This is a genomic window from Bradyrhizobium sp. DN3, from assembly GCF_041357655.1.
Lineage (GTDB): Bacteria > Pseudomonadota > Alphaproteobacteria > Rhizobiales > Xanthobacteraceae > Bradyrhizobium.
In genome coordinates, this window is record NZ_JAULLN010000043.1 from 1 (window position 1) to 17,540 (window position 17,540).

18 protein-coding genes are annotated in these 17,540 nt (G+C 64.5%); 16 read left to right on the forward strand and 2 right to left on the reverse strand.

Annotated elements, in window-relative coordinates; translation table 11 throughout:
* Positions 1–481: 481 nt before the first annotated feature.
* From ytfQ to mmsB, 11 genes are all read left to right on the forward strand, one after another.
* Complete coding sequence (ytfQ, locus tag AAE027_RS36480) at positions 482–1,447, forward strand: galactofuranose ABC transporter, galactofuranose-binding protein YtfQ (RefSeq protein ID WP_370990756.1); 966 nt, start codon at positions 482–484, stop codon at positions 1,445–1,447.
* Positions 1,448–1,570: 123 nt separating this feature from the next.
* Complete coding sequence (locus tag AAE027_RS36485) at positions 1,571–3,115, forward strand: sugar ABC transporter ATP-binding protein (RefSeq protein ID WP_370990757.1); 1,545 nt, start codon at positions 1,571–1,573, stop codon at positions 3,113–3,115.
* Positions 3,112–4,104: an ABC transporter permease gene (locus AAE027_RS36490; protein ID WP_370990758.1), complete on the forward strand. Its 993-nt coding sequence runs from the start codon at positions 3,112–3,114 to the stop codon at positions 4,102–4,104. The genes AAE027_RS36485 and AAE027_RS36490 overlap by 4 nt, the downstream gene beginning before the upstream one ends.
* Entirely contained in the window at positions 4,101–5,081 is a 981-nt protein-coding gene (gene yjfF, locus AAE027_RS36495; RefSeq protein WP_370990759.1) for a galactofuranose ABC transporter, permease protein YjfF, read from the forward strand. Before AAE027_RS36490 ends, yjfF begins: the two co-directional genes overlap by 4 nt.
* Positions 5,078–5,854 carry a FadR/GntR family transcriptional regulator gene (locus tag AAE027_RS36500; RefSeq protein ID WP_370990760.1) on the forward strand — a complete coding sequence of 259 codons (777 nt, stop codon included), beginning with the start codon at positions 5,078–5,080 and terminating at the stop codon, positions 5,852–5,854. Before yjfF ends, AAE027_RS36500 begins: the two co-directional genes overlap by 4 nt.
* Positions 5,851–6,777 carry a Gfo/Idh/MocA family protein gene (locus AAE027_RS36505; RefSeq protein ID WP_370990761.1) on the forward strand — a complete coding sequence of 309 codons (927 nt, stop codon included), beginning with the start codon at positions 5,851–5,853 and terminating at the stop codon, positions 6,775–6,777. Before AAE027_RS36500 ends, AAE027_RS36505 begins: the two co-directional genes overlap by 4 nt.
* Positions 6,778–6,779: 2 nt before the next feature.
* The gene (locus AAE027_RS36510) at positions 6,780–7,856 is read left to right on the forward strand and encodes an aldose epimerase family protein (protein ID WP_370990762.1); all 1,077 of its coding nucleotides are present in this window, start codon (positions 6,780–6,782) and stop codon (positions 7,854–7,856) included.
* The gene (locus AAE027_RS36515; RefSeq protein ID WP_370990782.1) at positions 7,856–8,734 is read left to right on the forward strand and encodes an SMP-30/gluconolactonase/LRE family protein; all 879 of its coding nucleotides are present in this window, start codon (positions 7,856–7,858) and stop codon (positions 8,732–8,734) included. Before AAE027_RS36510 ends, AAE027_RS36515 begins: the two co-directional genes overlap by 1 nt.
* A gap of 71 nt (positions 8,735–8,805) precedes the next feature.
* Positions 8,806–9,876, forward strand: a complete 1,071-nt coding sequence (chvE, locus tag AAE027_RS36520; RefSeq protein ID WP_091892357.1) for a multiple monosaccharide ABC transporter substrate-binding protein — start codon at positions 8,806–8,808, stop codon at positions 9,874–9,876.
* A gap of 176 nt (positions 9,877–10,052) precedes the next feature.
* On the forward strand, positions 10,053–11,630 hold the full coding sequence (mmsA, locus tag AAE027_RS36525) for a multiple monosaccharide ABC transporter ATP-binding protein (protein ID WP_370990763.1): 1,578 nt from the start codon (positions 10,053–10,055) through the stop codon (positions 11,628–11,630).
* Entirely contained in the window at positions 11,627–12,817 is a 1,191-nt protein-coding gene (gene mmsB, locus AAE027_RS36530; protein WP_091892361.1) for a multiple monosaccharide ABC transporter permease, read from the forward strand. Before mmsA ends, mmsB begins: the two co-directional genes overlap by 4 nt.
* Positions 12,818–12,974: 157 nt before the next feature.
* Here mmsB and AAE027_RS36535 read toward each other — a convergent pair whose 3' ends face one another.
* Together AAE027_RS36535 and AAE027_RS36540 are read right to left on the reverse strand one after the other, a co-directional pair.
* Positions 12,975–13,400: a cupin domain-containing protein gene (locus AAE027_RS36535; protein WP_091892363.1), complete on the reverse strand. Its 426-nt coding sequence runs from the start codon at positions 13,398–13,400 to the stop codon at positions 12,975–12,977.
* A gap of 144 nt (positions 13,401–13,544) precedes the next feature.
* Positions 13,545–13,700, reverse strand: coding sequence for a hypothetical protein (locus AAE027_RS36540; protein WP_091892367.1), 156 nt, complete (start codon positions 13,698–13,700; stop codon positions 13,545–13,547).
* A gap of 171 nt (positions 13,701–13,871) precedes the next feature.
* Between AAE027_RS36540 and AAE027_RS36545 the strand changes: the two genes are divergently transcribed.
* From AAE027_RS36545 to AAE027_RS36565, 5 genes are all read left to right on the forward strand, one after another.
* Complete coding sequence (locus tag AAE027_RS36545; RefSeq protein ID WP_370990764.1) at positions 13,872–14,450, forward strand: cytochrome c oxidase subunit 3 family protein; 579 nt, start codon at positions 13,872–13,874, stop codon at positions 14,448–14,450.
* Positions 14,450–14,710 carry a cytochrome C oxidase subunit IV family protein gene (locus tag AAE027_RS36550; RefSeq protein WP_370990783.1) on the forward strand — a complete coding sequence of 87 codons (261 nt, stop codon included), beginning with the start codon at positions 14,450–14,452 and terminating at the stop codon, positions 14,708–14,710. The genes AAE027_RS36545 and AAE027_RS36550 overlap by 1 nt, the downstream gene beginning before the upstream one ends.
* 115 nt (positions 14,711–14,825) lie before the next feature.
* Positions 14,826–15,278, forward strand: a complete 453-nt coding sequence (locus tag AAE027_RS36555) for a c-type cytochrome (RefSeq protein ID WP_370990765.1) — start codon at positions 14,826–14,828, stop codon at positions 15,276–15,278.
* A gap of 41 nt (positions 15,279–15,319) precedes the next feature.
* On the forward strand, positions 15,320–16,666 hold the full coding sequence (locus tag AAE027_RS36560) for a cbb3-type cytochrome c oxidase subunit I (RefSeq protein ID WP_128947426.1): 1,347 nt from the start codon (positions 15,320–15,322) through the stop codon (positions 16,664–16,666).
* Positions 16,667–16,728: 62 nt separating this feature from the next.
* Positions 16,729–17,538, forward strand: a complete 810-nt coding sequence (locus tag AAE027_RS36565) for a CbbQ/NirQ/NorQ/GpvN family protein (RefSeq protein ID WP_370990766.1) — start codon at positions 16,729–16,731, stop codon at positions 17,536–17,538.
* Positions 17,539–17,540: the final 2 nt, after the last annotated feature.

The following is a 17,540-nucleotide window of genomic DNA, read 5'->3' on the forward strand; positions in this document are numbered from 1 at the left end:
ACCAGTCTGGCACACCGATGCCGTTCGGGGGCCGTCCATCCCATCATTGCGAGCGCAGCGAAGCAATCCAGAGTCTTTCCGTGGAGGGATTCTGGATTGCTTCGCTGCGCTCGCAATGACGGGGGAGGAGAGGTTGTGAGTCCGTCTCTCATTGTTTTCGCGGAGACACCCCCTCGCCCCAACCCTCTCAGCGCGAGCGAAGCTCGTCTCGGCCCCGTAAGAAACGGGGCAAGGGAGCGCATTGCCGCTGCCCACAATTTCTCCTTCATCTCCGCGTTGTATCGCCGGAACAAAATCGCGCTGTGCGTGTCATCTATGCGGCCAGCCGGTTCCGCCGCTCTCTTTCCACTAAATAGTCAAATAATATGACTATACGGAACCATTCTTCCGTGAAATAGTGCCTCCCGCCGCCTCGAAGGCCGGCCTGTGGGTGCCATGCTACCATCGGCGCCCCGGATAAACATATTGGGAGACACGCCTGATGACCTTCAAAGCCCTCTTTGCGGCCAGCGCCACGGCCGCGTTGCTGCTTGCCCTGCCGGCGAATGCCGCCGAGCTCACCATCGGCTTCTCGCAGATCGGATCGGAATCCGGCTGGCGCGCGGCCGAGACTTCGGTCTCCAAGCAGGAAGCCACCAAGCGAAAGGTCAATCTCAAGATCGCCGACGCGCAGCAGAAGCAGGAGAACCAGATCAAGGCGATCCGCTCCTTCATCGCGCAGAATGTCGACGCGATCTTCCTTGCGCCAGTCGTCTCGACCGGCTGGGATTCGGTGCTGAAGGAAGCCAAGGAGGCCAAGATCCCGGTCGTGCTGCTCGACCGCGACATCGATCCCTCCGGCAAGGAGCTCTATCTCACCGCTGTCACCTCCGACAGCGTGCACGAAGGCGAGGTCGCCGGCGACTGGCTGGCCAAGACCGTCGGGACGAAGGCCTGCAACATCGTCGAATTGCAGGGCACGGTCGGCGCCAGCGTGGCGGCCAACCGCAAGAAGGGTTTCGACACCGCTATCGCCAAGCATGCGAACCTGAAGGTGGTGCGCAGCCAGACCGGCGACTTCACTCGCGCCAAGGGCAAGGAGGTGATGGAGAGCTTCATCAAGGCCGAAGGCGGCGGCAAGTCGATCTGCGCCGTCTATGCCCATAACGATGACATGATGGTGGGCGCGATCCAGGCCATGAAGGAAGCCGGTCTCAAGCCCGGCAAGGAGATCCTCACCGTTTCCATCGATGCAGTCCCCGATATCTTCAAGGCGATGGCCGCCGGCGAAGCCAATGCGACCGTCGAGCTGACGCCGAACATGGCCGGCCCGGCGCTCGATGCGATTGCGGCATTCAAGGGCAAGGGTACGGTTCCGCCGAAGTGGATCCAGACCGAGTCCAAGCTCTATACCGCTGCCGACGATCCGCAGAAGATCTACGACAGCAAGAAGGGCCTCGGTTACTGAGGCGGGCGCTGCGCCGGACCGCCATGTTTCGGTGGTCCGGTGATACCCCCTTCGAAATCGCTGTGCGAACGAATAGGCTGGGTGACCGCATCATCAGCGGGCACTGGCGGGAGTGACGTTGTCATGGAGAACAGCCCCGATCCTGCTCCGGCCCTTCTGGAGGTGCGCGGGATCAGCAAAAGCTTCGGTGCTGTGCGTGCGTTGCAGGAGGTCGACTTCACGCTTCGCGCCGGCGAGATCCATGCGCTGCTCGGCGAGAACGGCGCCGGCAAGTCCACGCTGATCAAGGCGGTCACCGGCGTGTTCCCGCGCGATGCCGGCATCGTCAGGATCAGTGGCGAGGCAATCGCGCCGCGCTCGGCCAAGGCCGCGCTTCAGGCCGGCATTGCCACCGTCTACCAGGAAGTCAATCTGCTGCCGAACCTCTCGGTGGCACAGAACCTGTTTCTCGACCGCCAGCCGATGCGTTTCGGCATCGTCCGCGAAGGCGAGATGCGTCGCCGCGCCAAGGCCTTTCTCGCGGACTTCGGCCTCGACATCGATGTCGCCGCGCCGCTCGGCAGCTATTCTGTCGCCGTGCAGCACGTCACCGCGATCGCGCGGGCCGTCGATCTCTCCGCACGGGTGCTGATCCTGGACGAGCCGACCGCGAGCCTCGACCGTCACGAAGTCGAGATCCTCTTCGGCATCATGCGCCAGCTCGCAAAGCGTGGCATCGGCATCGTCTTCGTCAGTCACTTCCTGGACCAGGTCTACGAGATCTCCGACCGCATCACGGTCTTGCGCAACGGCCGCCTGGTCGGGGAGCGCGAGACGGCTTCGCTGCCGCGGCTGGAATTGATCCGGATGATGCTTGGCCGCGAGCTGGCCGAGACCACCAGCGCGCGGGCTTCTGCCACCGAACACAAGGCGCGCGAGATCTGCGCGAGCTTTGAGGGTTACGGCAAGGCCGGCTATGTCGCGCCGTTCAATCTCGAGCTGCGCCATGGCGAGGTCGTCGGTCTGGCCGGCCTGCTCGGCTCGGGCCGGACCGAGACGGCGCGGCTGGTGTTCGGCGCCGAACGCGCCGATCGCGGGCAGGCGAGGGTGGAAGGCGCCCCCGTGCGGCTCCAATCGCCGCGCGACGGCGTCCGCCACGGCTTTGGCTATTGCCCGGAGGAGCGCAAGACCGACGGCATCGTCGCCGAGCTCAGCGTGCGTGAGAACATCGTGCTCGCGCTCCAGGCCAAGCGCGGGCTGCATCGGCCGCTGTCGCGCCGCGAGCAGGACGAGATCGCGGGCCGCTACGTCAAGATGCTCGACATCCGGCCGGCAGATCCCGAACGTCCGGTCGGCCTGTTGTCCGGCGGCAACCAGCAGAAAGTGCTGCTGGCGCGCTGGCTCGCGACATCGCCGCGCCTGCTGGTGTTGGACGAGCCGACCCGCGGCATCGATGTCGGCGCGCATGCCGAGATCATCCGCCTGATCCGCGAGCTCTGCGACGACGGCCTCGCGCTGCTCGTGATCTCCTCGGAGCTGGATGAGATCGTGACCTATTCCGATCGCGTCGTCGTGTTGCGCGACCGCGCCCATGTCGAGGAGCTCGCGGGCGAGGCGATCGATGTCGGCAACATCCTCGCGGCCATCGCCGCCGACGGCGCCAGCGTTGCGCATGAGGGCCGGGCATGACAGCGCTGTTGCCGCGCCGCGGCCTTGCCCAGATACTTGCGCTGGTCGTCATCCTGGCGGTCGATCGCGTGGTGTCGCCGCAATTCTTCGACCTGCGTCTCCAGGACGGCCGGCTGTTCGGCAGCCTGATCGACGTGCTCAACCGCGGCACGCCGGTGGCGCTGCTCTCGCTCGGCATGGTGCTGGTCATCGCCACGCGCGGCATCGATCTGTCGGTCGGCGCCGTCATGGCGATCTCGGGCGCGATCGCGGCGAGCCTCGCCGACAGCCACGGTCTGCCGATCGTGCTGGGGGCTGCGCTCGGTGCCGGGCTCGTCTGTGGGCTCTGGAACGGCTTCCTCGTCGCCGTGCTCGGCATGCAGCCGATCGTGGCGACGCTGATCCTGATGGTGGCGGGACGCGGCATCGCCCAGCTGATCACCGAGGGGCGCATCGTGACCTTCTCTTCGCCGGATCTGGTCTGGCTCGGCAATGGCGCAGTGCTCGGCCTGCCGGTGCCGGTCGCGATTGCCTTGGGCATGCTGATCCTCACCGGTGCGGTGGTGCGCGGCTCGGCGCTGGGGCTGCTGATCGAGGCGACCGGCGGCAATGCGCGCGCAAGCGAGCTCGCCGGCGTCGGCACGCGCGCCATGATCCTGTCGGTCTATGTCTGGTGCGGCGTCTGCGCCGCGCTCGCCGGCGTGATCGCAGCCGCCGACATCATGGGCGCGGATGCCAACAATGCCGGCCTCTGGCTCGAGCTCGACGCCATCCTTGCGGTCGTGATCGGCGGCACCTCGCTGTTCGGCGGCCGCTTCAGCCTGTTGCTCGCCGTGCTCGGCGCGCTGATCATCCAGACCATGAACACCGGGATCCTCTTGTCCGGCTATCCGCCGGAGTTCAATTTGCTGGTCAAGGCGGTGGTGGTGCTCGCGGTGCTGCTGCTGCAATCGCCGAAATTCGCCGGCATTGCCGGAATCGCCGCGCGGCTGCGGAGGTCCAAAGCATGAAAGGCCTGCCGCCCGCCCTCATCACGGCCATCGTGCTCGTCGCCGGCTTTGCGCTCTGCGCGATGCAATTCCCCAACATTGCCTCGACCCGCGTGGTCGGCAATCTCCTCACCGACAACGCTTTCCTCGGCATCGTCGCGATCGGCATGACCTTCGTCATCATCTCCGGCGGCATCGATCTCTCGGTCGGCTCGGTGATCGGTTTCACCACTGTGTTCGTGGCCCTGGCCATCGAGCGCTGGGGCGTGCCGCCGCTGGTCGCTTTCGCCGCCATCCTGGTGCTCTCGGCTGGGTTCGGGGCTACAATGGGCGCCGTGATCCATGTCTTCGACCTGCCGCCCTTCATCGTCACGCTCGCCGGCATGTTCTTGGCACGCGGTGCGAGCTTCCTGCTCTCGACGGAATCGGTGCCGATCACCGCGCCGGTCTACTCCACCGTGTCGGACTTCGCGCTGCGCATGCCCGGCGGCGGACGGCTGACGGCGATCGCGATCATCATGCTGGTGATCGTGATCGGCGGCGCCCTGCTGCTGCATCTCACCCGGTTCGGCGCCAATGTCTATGCGCTCGGCGGCAGCCGGGCGACCGCGAGCCTGATGGGCGTTGCAGTCGGCAAGATGACGGTGAAGATCTACATGCTGTCGAGCCTGCTGGCGGGCATCGCCGGCATTGTCTTCTCCTTCTACACCAGCGCGGGCTATTCGCTCTCCGCGGTCGGCGTCGAGCTCGACACCATCGCGGCCGTCGTGATCGGCGGCACGCTGCTCACCGGCGGACAGGGATCGGTGATCGGCACCTTCCTCGGCGTGCTGATCCAGGGCTTGATCCAGACCTACATCAATTTCGATGGCACGCTGTCGAGCTGGTGGACTAAGATCGCGACCGGCGTGCTGCTGTTCGCCTTCATCGCCTTGCAGCAGGGACTGGTCGCGCTTGCACGACGACCGGTGAGGAAGAGTGCAGGAGCAATCTCATGACCTCGCGCATCGTCGTCATCCCGACGCGGCGGGCCCACTCCAACCATGCGGAGGTGGCCCGCTCGATCGGCGTCGACATCATCGCCGGCCGCTATGCGGAGGGGACGCGGCTGCCCGGTGATGCCGAGATGATCGCGATGTTCGGCGTATCGCGGCCGGTGCTGCGCGAAAGCGTCAAGACCCTGGTCGCCAAGGGCCTGCTCACCACCAAGGCGCGGGTCGGCACCGTCGTACGCGAGCGCGGCGCCTGGAACATGTTCGATGCCGACGTGCTGGCCTGGCACCTGGACGCCGGCATCGACAAGCGTTTCCTCAACGACCTCGCTGAGATCCGTCTGGCCGTCGAGCCGCGCGCCGCCGCGCTCGCAGCTATGCACCGGTCCGACGAGGACGTCGCTGAGCTCCGTCGCTGCATGGATCGCATGCGGCTTGAAGCGTCCGACTCCGTCGGCTTTGCCGATGCCGACCTCGCGCTCCATGTTGGGGTGGCGCGTGCCTCCGGCAATCTGTTCATGCGCTCGATCGGGCATGTCATCGAGGCTGCGCTCCGCGCCTCGTTCCTGCTGAGCGCCCCGGTCGAGTCGGAGGACCGCGACACCGTGCTGCTCTGGCATCAGAAGATCGTCGATGCCATTGCGGTGGGCGATGTCGACGCCGCGTCGGAGGCGATGGTCTACGTCATTCACAACGGCATGCGCCGCCACGAGGACGCGGTGATCGAAACCGCGCCGGCCGAGCCGCTGTCATCTGCGAAATCCGGAGAGAGATCGTGACTGAACTTCGTATCGCCATCGTCGGCTTCGGCAAGATCGCGCGCGACCAGCACCTTAGTGCGATCGCGGCGACACCGGGTGCGACGCTCGCGGCTGTCGCCAGTCGCAACGCTTCGCTGCCGGGGCTGCCGCATTTCGCCACCATCGAGGAATTGCTGGAGAAGGGGCCGCCGATCGACGCGGTGTCGCTCTGCACTCCGCCGCAGGTGCGCCGTGCCCAGGCGGCCGCGGCGCTCGCCGCCGGCAAGCATGTCATGCTGGAGAAGCCGCCCGGCACCGGCGTTGCCGAACTCGATCCGCTGATCGCGATGGCGGCGGATGCGAAGCGGACGCTGTTTGCGACCTGGCATTCGCGCTACGCGCCGGCGGTCGAGCCGGCGCGGCAATGGCTCGCCGAACGCCGCATCACCTCCGTGCACATCAACTGGAAGGAAGACGTCCGCGTCTGGCATCCCGGGCAAGGCTGGATCTGGGAACCGGGCGGGCTTGGCGTATTCGATCCCGGCATCAACGCGCTGTCGATCCTGACCAAAATCCTGCCGCAGTCGGTGTTCGTCACGGCGGCCGAGCTGGCCTTTCCCGCCAATTGCCAGGCGCCGATCGCCGCGAAGCTGACGCTGACGGACATCGGCGGCCTGCCTGTCACCGCCGAGTTCGATTTCCGCCAGACCGGACCGCAGAGCTGGGATATCCTCGTGGAAACCGATCAGGGCCAGCTGACTCTGTCCGGTGGCGGCAGGCGCATGGCGATCGACGGCAAGACCGTTGCCGAGGCGCCCGATGAGGAATATCGGGAGCTCTACCGGCGCTTCGTCGATCTCGCTGCGACCTGCGCGAGCGACGTCGATCTGGCGCCATTGCGTCTCGTCGCCGATGCTTTCCTGCTCGGCAAGCGGACGATCGTCGAAGCATTTGTGGACTGACAATGGCTGGCTCGAAAATAATAAGAGACGTTTTCGGAACGCTGCCGGACGGCCGCGCGGTCGAACGTATCGTACTGCGCGGAGCGGGCGGCTTCGAAGCGCGGATCATCACCCATGGTGCGGTGATCCAGGCGCTGATCGCGCCGGACGCGAAGGGCGGCTACGACGATGTCGTGCTCGGCCACGATGCGTTCGCGGGCTATCTCGCCGAGCGAAAGTTCTTCGGCGCCACCGTCGGCCGTTATGCCAATCGCATCGCCAAGGGACAGTTTTCGCTTGGCGGCGAGACGGTGCAGCTTCCCGTCAACAACGGTCCGAATGCGCTGCACGGTGGCCTCGATGGCTTCGATCGCAAACTCTGGGACATTGGGGAGATCGACGAGGGCGCCGAGCCCGCCGTGACGCTGACCTATGTCAGCCCGCATGGCGAAGAAAACTATCCCGGCCGGCTCGATGTGCGTCTGACCTATCGCATCACGGGACCGACTGAGCTGTCGCTCACCATGGAAGCCCGCACGGACCGGCCAACGATCGTCAATCTCACCAACCATAGCTTCTTCAATCTGGAAGGTGCGACGTCGGGTACCCCCATCCTTGATCATAAGCTGATGGTCGCTGCCGAGCATTTCCTTGCGATCGATCCCTCCGCCATTCCGCTGCCGGAGCCGCCGCGTCACGTTGCTGGCACGCCGTTCGACTTCCGCGAAGCACGGCCCGTCGGTGCGCGCATCCGCGAGAGCGATCAGCAATTGCAGAGCGGCAGGGGCTACGATCACACCTACTGCCTCGCGCGTGACGGCAAGCTTGCTTTCGCGGCCCGGCTGGAGGCGCCGCACTCGGGGCGCATCATGGAGCTGTTCACCGATCAGCCCGGACTTCAGGTCTATTCCGGCAATTATCTCGATGGCACGATCTCCGGGAAGGGCGGCAAGCTCATCCGGCAGTCGGATGCGATGTGCCTGGAACCCCACATCTGGCCCGACGCGCCGAACCGGCCGGATTTCCCGAGCCCGCGGCTTTCACCCGGCGAGGTCTATCGCCATCACACGGTCTATCGCTTTTCGGTGAGGACGCCATGATGGAAGAGGTGCCGACGTCTGTGCTCTCGGACCATCCTTGCCATCTCGGCGAGGGACCGACCTATGATGCGACCACCGACACCGCCTGGTGGTTCGACATCCGCGAAGGGCTGCTGTTCGAGGCGCAGCTCGGCGGCGGTGGGGTCCGCATCCATGCCCTCGGCCGGATGGCGAGCGCGCTCGGACGCATCGATGCCGAGCGTCAGTTGATCGTCGCGGAAGATGGCCTTTACATCCGCAACGTCGCCGACGGCGCAATGACGCTGCTCTGCCCGCTCGAAGCCGACAATCCCGCCACGCGTTCCAACGACGCGCGCGTGCATCAGTCCGGCACGTTCTGGATCGGCACCATGGGACGCAAGGCGGAAGCAGGGGCCGGCGCGATCTACGCGTTCCATCGCGGCAAGATCTCGCTGCTGTTCCCCCGCATCAGCATTCCCAACTCGATCTGCTTCTCGCCGGACGGTGCGATCGGCTATTTCGCCGATAGTGCGCGCGCCGTGCTCTACACGGTGCCGCTCAATCCGGCGACTGGCCTGCCGCGCGGCGAGCCGGAGGTGCTGCTGCGCCACACCGGCATCGGCGGTTTCGACGGCTCGGTGTGCGACGCCGACGGGCAGATCTGGAACGCCTGCTGGGGCGCGAGCCGCATCGATGTCTACTCTCCGCAGGGCGAGCGCCTGCGCTCATTGAGCGTTCCTGCGAAGCAGGCGAGCTGCCCGGCTTTCGTTGGCCCCGATCTGTCGCGTCTCCTCGTCACCTCCGCCTGGCAGGACATGAACGCGGCGGCGCGCGCCGCTGATCCGCAAGCAGGCCACACCTTTCTGCTGGATGCATCCGCGCGCGGTCGTGCGGAGCCCGACGTCAAGCTCGCATAGGAGATCCGAAGCAGCCCACCCACGTTCTCGACGACACGAAGAAACAGTCTGACACCCAAAGGGAGTGAAATATGCTGAAACTGAAGACGACGTTCCTCGCACTGGCGCTGGCCGGCGCTGCCACGATGGCCACAGGCGTCACCGCCTCCGCCCAGAAGGCGACAGTCGGCATCGCCATGCCGACCAAATCCTCGGCGCGCTGGATCGACGACGGCAACAACATGGTCAAGGTGCTGAAGGAGCGCGGCTACAACACCGATCTGCAATATGCCGAGGACGACATTCCGAACCAGCTCTCGCAGGTCGAGAACATGGTGACCAAGGGCGCGAAGGCGCTGGTGATCGCCGCGATTGACGGCACCACGTTGTCCGACGTGCTCAAGCAGGCCAAGGCCAAGGGCATCACCGTGATCGCCTATGACCGCCTGATCCGCGGCACGCCGAACGTCGACTACTACGCGACGTTCGACAATTTCCAGGTCGGCGTGCTCCAGGCGCAGTCGATCGAGCAGGGGCTCGGCCTCAAGGAAGGCAAGGGACCCTTCAACATCGAGCTGTTCGGCGGCTCGCCCGACGACAACAACGCCTACTTCTTCTACAACGGCGCGATGAGCGTGCTGAAGCCGTACATCGACAGCGGCAAGCTCGTCGTCGTCTCCGGCCAGATGGGCATGGACAAGGTCGCTACGCTCCGCTGGGATGGCGCCACCGCGCAGGCCCGCATGGACAACCTGCTCAGCGCCTATTACGGCAACAAGAAGATCAATGCCGTGCTGTCGCCCTATGACGGCATCTCGATCGGCATCATCTCCTCGCTGAAGGGTGTCGGCTACGGCAGCGCCGATCAGCCGATGCCGATCATCTCCGGACAGGACGCCGAGGTGCCCTCGATCAAGGCGATGCTGCGCGGCGACCAGTATTCGACCATCTTCAAGGACACCCGCGATCTCGCCAAGGTCACGGCCGACATGGTCGACGCGGCGCTCGCCGGCAAGCAGGTCACCGTCAACGACACCAAGACCTACGAGAACGGCGTCAAGACGGTGCCGTCCTATCTGCTCAAGCCGGTGGTGGTCTACAAGGACAATTGGGAGAAGGTGCTGGTCGACAGCGGCTACTACAAGAAGTCGCAGTTCCAGTAAGGACTCTCTCTTTCCCCTCTCCCCGCGTGCGGGGAGAGGGTTAGGGGGCTCTCAACGGGGGCGGTGAGAGTTGCCCTCGCGGAGACTCCCCCTCACCCGGAATTCAAGCTGCGCTCGAATTCCGGCCTCTCCCCGCACGCGGGGAGAGGCGAACTAACGCAAGGGACACCAAAGCCATGACCGCCATGCTGGAGATGCGCAACGTCAGCAAGAGCTTTGCCGGTGTGCAGGCGCTGCGCGATGTCAATTTCTCGGTTCACGCCGGGCAGATCCACGCGCTCGTCGGCGAGAACGGCGCCGGCAAGTCGACGCTGATGAAAGTGCTAAGCGGGGTCTATCCGCACGGCAGTTACGAGGGCACCATCGTCTTCGAAGGCGAGGAGCGACGCTTCCGCGACATCAACGATTCCGAGGCGCTCGGCATCATCATCATCCATCAGGAGCTGGCGCTGATTCCGCTGATGTCGATCGCCGAGAACATCTTCCTGTCGCATCCGCCGTCGAAATTAGGGGTGATCGATCGCGACGAGGTCTACCGGCGCACGCGAGAACTGCTCGCGCAGGTCGGCCTGCGAGAATCGCCGGATACGCTGATCACCGATCTCGGCGTCGGCAAGCAGCAGCTGGTCGAAATCGCGAAGGCGCTCTCCAAGCGGGTGCGGATGCTGATCCTGGACGAGCCGACCGCGAGCCTCAATGAGGCGGACAGCGCCGCGCTGCTCGAACGCCTTATGGCGTTCCGCGAGCAGGGCATCGGCTCGATCCTGATCTCGCACAAGCTGAACGAGGTCGCCAAGGTCGCCGACCACATCACCGTGCTGCGCGACGGCCGCACGGTCGACAGCATCGATTGCCATGCCGAGCCGATCCAGGAGGACCGCATCATCCGCAGCATGGTCAACCGCGATCTTGCTCACCGCTTCCCGGAGCGCAGCGCGAAGATCGGCGAAGCCGTGCTCACCGTCGAGAACTGGTCGGTCTATCACCCCATTCATCCCGAACGGCAGGTGATCAAGAACGTCAATTTCAGTGTCAAGCGAGGCGAGGTCGTGGGCATCGCCGGCCTGATGGGGGCCGGCCGCACTGAATTCGCCATGAGCCTGTTCGGCCGCTCCTGGGGCACCACCATCAGCGGCAGTCTCCGGCTCGAGGGCAAGGAGATGATGCTGCCGAGCGTCGCGGCCGCGATCGACGCCGGCCTTGCCTATGTCACCGAGGATCGCAAGCAGCTCGGCCTCATTCTCGCCGACGACGTCCGCAAGAACATCACGCTGGCGAGCCTTGACCAGGTCGCGCCGGGGAGGGTGATCGACGACATTGCCGAATTGAAGGTCGCCAGCGACTACCGCAACCGGATGCGGATCCGCTGCTCCGACGTCTACCAGGAGACCGGACAGCTCTCCGGCGGCAACCAGCAGAAAGTGGTGCTGTCGAAATGGCTGATGACCGACCCGAAGGTGCTGATCCTGGACGAGCCGACGCGGGGCATCGACGTCGGTGCCAAGTACGAGATTTACTGTATCATCAACGAGCTGGCGGAAGCCGGCCGCGGCGTCGTGGTGATCTCCTCGGAAATGCCAGAGTTGCTCGGCATCTGCGACCGCATCTGCGTCATGAACGACGGCGCCTTTGTCGGGGAGTTCAGGGGATCCGAGGCGACGCAGGAAAAGATCATGCGCGCCATCATGCGCAACGAAAGAAAAATTGGGAACGCCGCGCCCGCGGTCGTCGAGATGGGAGGAACGCAGCCATGACCGACAAGACGGTTTCGCTGCCCGAGGAGCGTCGGCACGGCAGCTTCATCAAGAACAATTTGCGCAATTACGGCATGCTGATGTCGCTGGTCGCGATCATGCTGTTCTTCCAGGTCGTCACTGGCGGCACGCTGCTGCAGCCGCTCAACCTGACCAATCTGGTGCTGCAGAACAGCTACATCGTCGTCATGGCGCTGGGCATGCTGCTGGTGATCGTCACCGGTCATATCGACCTTTCGGTCGGTTCGGTCGCGGGCTTCATCGGCGCGGTGGCCGCCGTGCTCATGGTGACCTACAAGATCGACTTCACACTCGCGTTCATCGCCTGCCTCTTGGTCGGCGCCGCCATCGGCGCCGCGCAAGGCTATTGGGTGGCCTATTTCAAGATCCCGTCCTTCATCGTGACGCTGGCCGGCATGCTGGTGTTCAAGGGCCTCGCACTCGCGGTGTTGCAGGGCCAGTCGCTCGGGCCGTTCCCGGCGACCTTCCAGAAATTGTCGTCCGGGTTCATTCCTGAACTGTTGCCCGAGGCCGGCACGCTGCATCCGACCTCCATGCTGATCGGTGCCGTGCTCGCGCTCGGCCTGGTCTATGCCAGCGCCAAGGGCCGCTCGCGTGAGCAATTGCACGGCATCGAGGTCGAGCCTTATGCGTTCTTCCTGGGCAAGAGCGTTCTCTTGGCCTGCGCCGTGCTCTATTTCACCTATCTGATCGCCTCGCATCGCGGCCTGCCGAATGTGCTGGTCATCATGACTGCGTTGATCGCGCTCTACGGCTTCGTCACCCGGCGCACCGTGATCGGCCGGCAGATCTATGCCGTCGGCGGCAACGCCAAGGCGGCAAGCCTGTCGGGCATCAAGACCGAGCGGCTGACCTTCCTCACCTTCGTCAACATGGGCGTGCTCGCCGCGCTCGCCGGCCTTGTCTTCGCCGCGCGCCTCAACACCGCGACCCCGAAGGCCGGTCTCGGCTTCGAGCTCGACGTCATCGCCGCCTGCTTTATCGGCGGCGCTTCGGCCTATGGCGGGGTGGGGCGCGTCGGCGGTGCCGTGGTCGGCGCCATGATCATGGGCGTGATGAACAACGGCATGTCGATCCTCGGCATCGGTATCGACTACCAGCAGGTCATCAAGGGCCTGGTGCTGCTCGGGGCGGTCTGCATCGACGTGTATAATCAGCGGCGATAGTTTCGCTGATTTCGTAGGGTGGGCAGAAGCGCTCTTGCGCGGTGCCCACCCTTTTCAACGACTACGACGAAGGCGCTGAGCGCGCCTTCGCCATCGCCCTTTGAGCTATAGCGAACGCTTTGGCCACCTGACTCGACCGCTCGCGCTGCACTCATCCTCAGGATTGCATCACCGGAACCAGCCCGTAGCGCAGCATCGTTTCCTTCATTTTGGCCGGATCAGGCTTGCCGGCCAATAGCAGGGCCGCCATCTCCTTGAAGTATTGTGGGCCGAGTACACCGGGGCTGAGGATGCACAGGCAGGTCGCCGGTCGGGGCGAACGGTTGATGAAACCGTGCACCACGCCGCGCTTAATGAAGAGGCTTTCGCCCGGCGCCACGTCGATGTCCTTTGCGTCGATCCGCCAGGTCGAGATGCCGCTTAGTCCGTAGATCGTTTCGTCCCAGCCATCGTGATAATGGGGAATCGGCATGCGCGCGTTCGGCTGTAGCGTCATCTCGAACAGATCGAGGCCGCCGGCGGTGTCATCCTTGCTCTGTAGGAACGTCAGCTGCAGCGCGCCAAGGTTGATGATCTCAGGCATGGCGAACTCATCCAGTCGTGTGGAAGGCAATATTAGCGCACGACGCAAGGAAGCCAAGACGGAGGAATCCAAAGTGCCCGAGACGCACCTGCAGCAGGCGCCCTTGCTGTGCAGTGCCGCAACGGCGCGCTGAGGCGCCTGTCACTACTGCGTCGTGAACAGCACCGCCGCAATCGCGACGGAGAGGCTTACCGCTGACACGGTCGCCACGGTCGACAGCACGCCCATTCGCCGGAGCGCGATGGCAAACGCGATGATAATGGGGGTCGCGGTCATCAGGCCGATTTGTGCATCGCTCATCTGGTCGTTTGCCGTCTTGTGGAACCGCCGGGTTGATCCACCCTATGGCGGAAGGGCCGCCGGGATGTTGCGGTAGCGCAAACACCCTATGGCCTGCCGCTTCTTTGTCCGGCGTCAAAGTCGGAACAGCGCCGTCGAGGTAGTGGCTGGACGTCTTGGTTTGGAAATCAGATGTCGGCGACGGACTGCGAGCAACAAGAAACCGGCTGGGGAATCCTCGAAGATCTCCCCGGCGATCCCATGATCTGGGTGCTCATCTTCAGCGAGCTTGCCGCCTTCGGCCTGTTCCTCGGCGCCTTCATCGTCACCCGTGCGATTCATCCCGCGATCTTCGCGGCCGGTCAGGCCACCCTCGATGCGCATCTCGCCGGGATCAACACCGTCGTTCTTGTGACCAGCGGATGGGCCGCAGCGCGCGGGACGGCTGCCGCCCGTGCGGGCCGCAGGCCGGCCGCGCGCGGCTGGCTCTTCGGCGCCATGGCGCTTGGCGCTCTCTTCATCGCGGTCAAGCTGTTCGAATATGCCGGCGAGATCGGTCAGGGCAACGGTCTGGAGACCAGCCCGTTCTTCACTCTCTACTTTCTCCTCACCGGCTTTCATCTCCTGCATGTCGGCCTTGGCATCGTGATCCTGGCCGTAGTTTCCCGGAGTGCCGAAGCCTCGGGGGTCGAGACGGGAACCGCCTTCTGGCACATGGTCGATCTGCTGTGGATCGTCATGTTCCCGATCATCTATCTGGTGCAGCAGTGATTCCGGATCGTCTCGACATCACCTGGATCGCGCTGATCGGTCTCGCGCTCGCGACCATTCTGGTCCCATCATTTGTGGCGCATCCGCTGCTCGGAAATGCCCTGCTGCTGGCGTTCGCGGCCGTCAAGGGCCGCCGTATCGTGCTCGATTTCCTCGATCTTCGGGCCGCGCCGGTGCTCTGGCGCGGCCTCGTGAGCGCCTGGGTCCTCGTCGTGGTGCTGTTCGCCTGGCTCGCATCCGCTGTCGTCACCCTGATCTGACGCGGCGCCTCGCGGATCGTCGCGCTCCTTGCGCTTCGTCAAAGAGTGATCCGCGTCGTTCGGCAATAAATCACCGCATCGCTTCTTCGCAGGAATCAAACGGAAAGGATTGGCAATGGCTGAACGCCTGACCAAGTCGGCCGCTCGAAACGTCTTCTACGGCGGCTCGGCCTTTTTCTTCGCCATCTTCATAGGGCTGACGGCGCACAGCCATTACTACATGGCCACGACCTCGACGGATGCGACGACACTGACGTCGTCGGTCGCCCGCGGCAAGCATGTCTGGGAGAAGAACTCCTGCATCAACTGCCACACCCTGCTCGGCGAGGGCGCCTATTTCGCTCCCGAAGTCGGCAACGTCTGGGATCGCTGGGGCGGCAACGAGGACCCGGCGGGAGCGCGCGAGACGCTGAAGGCCTGGATGCAGGCGCAGCCTTCGGGCGCGCCGGGCCGGCGGCAGATGCCGCAGTTCAACCTCACCGACCAGGAGCTCAACGATCTCGCCGACTTCCTGCAATGGACCTCTACGATCAAGCGCCAGGAATGGCCGCCGAACAGGGCCGGCTGAGCGTATCGCCTCGTGAATCCCTAAAACACAGAGAGCCTGAGATGAAATATCAGACCCAGAAAGTCGCGATGCTGTATTTCTACGGCGCGCTGACTCTGTTCCTCGCGCAGGTCCTGTTCGGCCTCCTCGCGGGGACGATCTACGTCCTGCCCAACACGCTGTCGACCCTCCTGCCGTTCAACATCGTCAGGATGATCCACACCAACGCGCTGATCGTGTGGTCGTTGATCGGCTTCATGGGCGCGACCTACTTCCTGCTTCCGGAAGAGACCGAGACCGAGCTCTACAGCCCGCTGCTGGCAAAAATCCAGTTCTGGATGTTTTTTGGCGCGGCAGGTGTGGCCGTGGTCGGCTATCTCTTCCACTACCACGAGGGCCGCGAGTTCCTCGAGCAGCCCTTCATCATCAAGGTCGGCATCGTCGTCGTCTGTCTGATGTTCCTGTTCAACGTGACGATGACGGCGCTCAAGGGCCGCAAGACCACGGTCACGAACATCCTCTTGTTCGGCCTGTGGGGCGTTGCGATCTTCTTCCTGTTCGCCTTCTACAATCCAATCAATCTGGCGGTCGACAAGATGTACTGGTGGTACGTCGTCCATCTCTGGGTCGAAGGCGTCTGGGAGCTGATCATGGCCTCCGTGCTGGCCTATCTGATGATCAAGCTCAACGGCATCGACCGCGAGGTGGTCGAGAAGTGGCTCTACGTCATCATTGGGCTGGCGCTGTTCTCCGGCATCCTCGGCACCGGCCACCACTTCTACTGGATCGGCGCGCCCGGCTATTGGCAGTGGATCGGCTCGCTGTTCTCCACGCTGGAGGTCGCCCCCTTCTTCACCATGGTGATCTTCACGGTGCAGATGACCTGGAAGGCCGGTCGCAAGCATCCGAACCGCGCAGCTCTGCTGTGGTCGGTCGGCTGCTCGGTGATGGCGTTCCTCGGAGCCGGCGTCTGGGGCTTCCTGCACACGCTGTCCTCGGTGAACTACTACACCCACGGCACGCAGGTCACCGCCGCACACGGCCATCTCGCCTTCTTTGGCGCCTATGTGATGCTGAACCTGTCGGTGATGGCCTACGCAATCCCGCAGATCAGGGGGCGCGCGCCCTACAACCAGTGGCTCTCCATGGCGAGCTTCTGGATCATGTGCACTGCCATGATGGTGATGACCTTCGCGCTGACCTTTGCCGGCGTGGTCCAGGTCCATCTCCAGCGCGTGCTCGGCCAGGGCTACATGGACGTGCAGGACCAACTCGCGATGTTCTACTGGGTCCGGCTCGGCTCCGGCGTATTCGTGGCGATCTCCGCGCTGATGTTCGTGTGGGCCGTGTTGGTGCCGGGCCGCGCCAGGCAACCGGTCATCCCCGGCGCGCTGCAGCCGGCCGAGTAAATGCAAATGGCAGCCGCGGTTCGCCGCGGCCGCCTGCTTCCTGGAAAGTCCGGAGAGACATCATGAAACCCGCTCTTCACACCGTGACCTCGGTGCCCGCGCTGCCGGCCTATGTCGCAAGCGGCAACGAATGCGCGCTGTTCGAGCACGCCTGGCGGCATCAGCTTCCGGTGCTGCTGAAGGGACCTACCGGCTGCGGCAAGACGCGCTTCGTCGCGCATATGGCGGCGCGGCTCGGATTGCCGCTGCACACCGTCGCCTGCCACGACGATCTCACCGCCGCAGATCTCACCGGCCGCTATCTGCTGAGGGGCGGCGACACCGTGTGGACTGACGGTCCGCTGACCCGCGCGGTGCGCGAGGGTGGCATCTGCTATCTCGACGAGGTCGTGGAAGCGCGCAAGGACGTCACCGTCGTGCTGCATCCGCTCACCGACGACCGCCGTATCCTGCCGCTGGAGCGCACCGGCGAGGAGATCGCGGCGCCGAACAGCTTCATGCTCGTCGTCTCCTACAATCCCGGATACCAGACGCTGCTGAAGGCGTTGAAGCCGTCGACGCGGCAGCGTTTCATTGCCATCGAATTCGGCTTCCTGCCGCCCGAGCAGGAGATCGCCGTCGTGTCCGCCGAAAGCGGACTGTCGCCGGAGCGCGTGCGGCCGCTTGTCGGGCTGGCTGGTCGGCTGCGCGCGCTTAGGGGCCACGACCTGGAGGAGGGCGTTTCGACCCGGCTCGTCGTCTATTGCGCGACGCTGATTGCCTCGGGCACGCCGACTGCCGATGCGGTGCTCGCCGGCATGATCGAGCCGCTCACCGACGATGCCGACGTCAAGGCGGCGCTGCTCGACGTCGCGCGCGCCGTGATCGGGTGAGG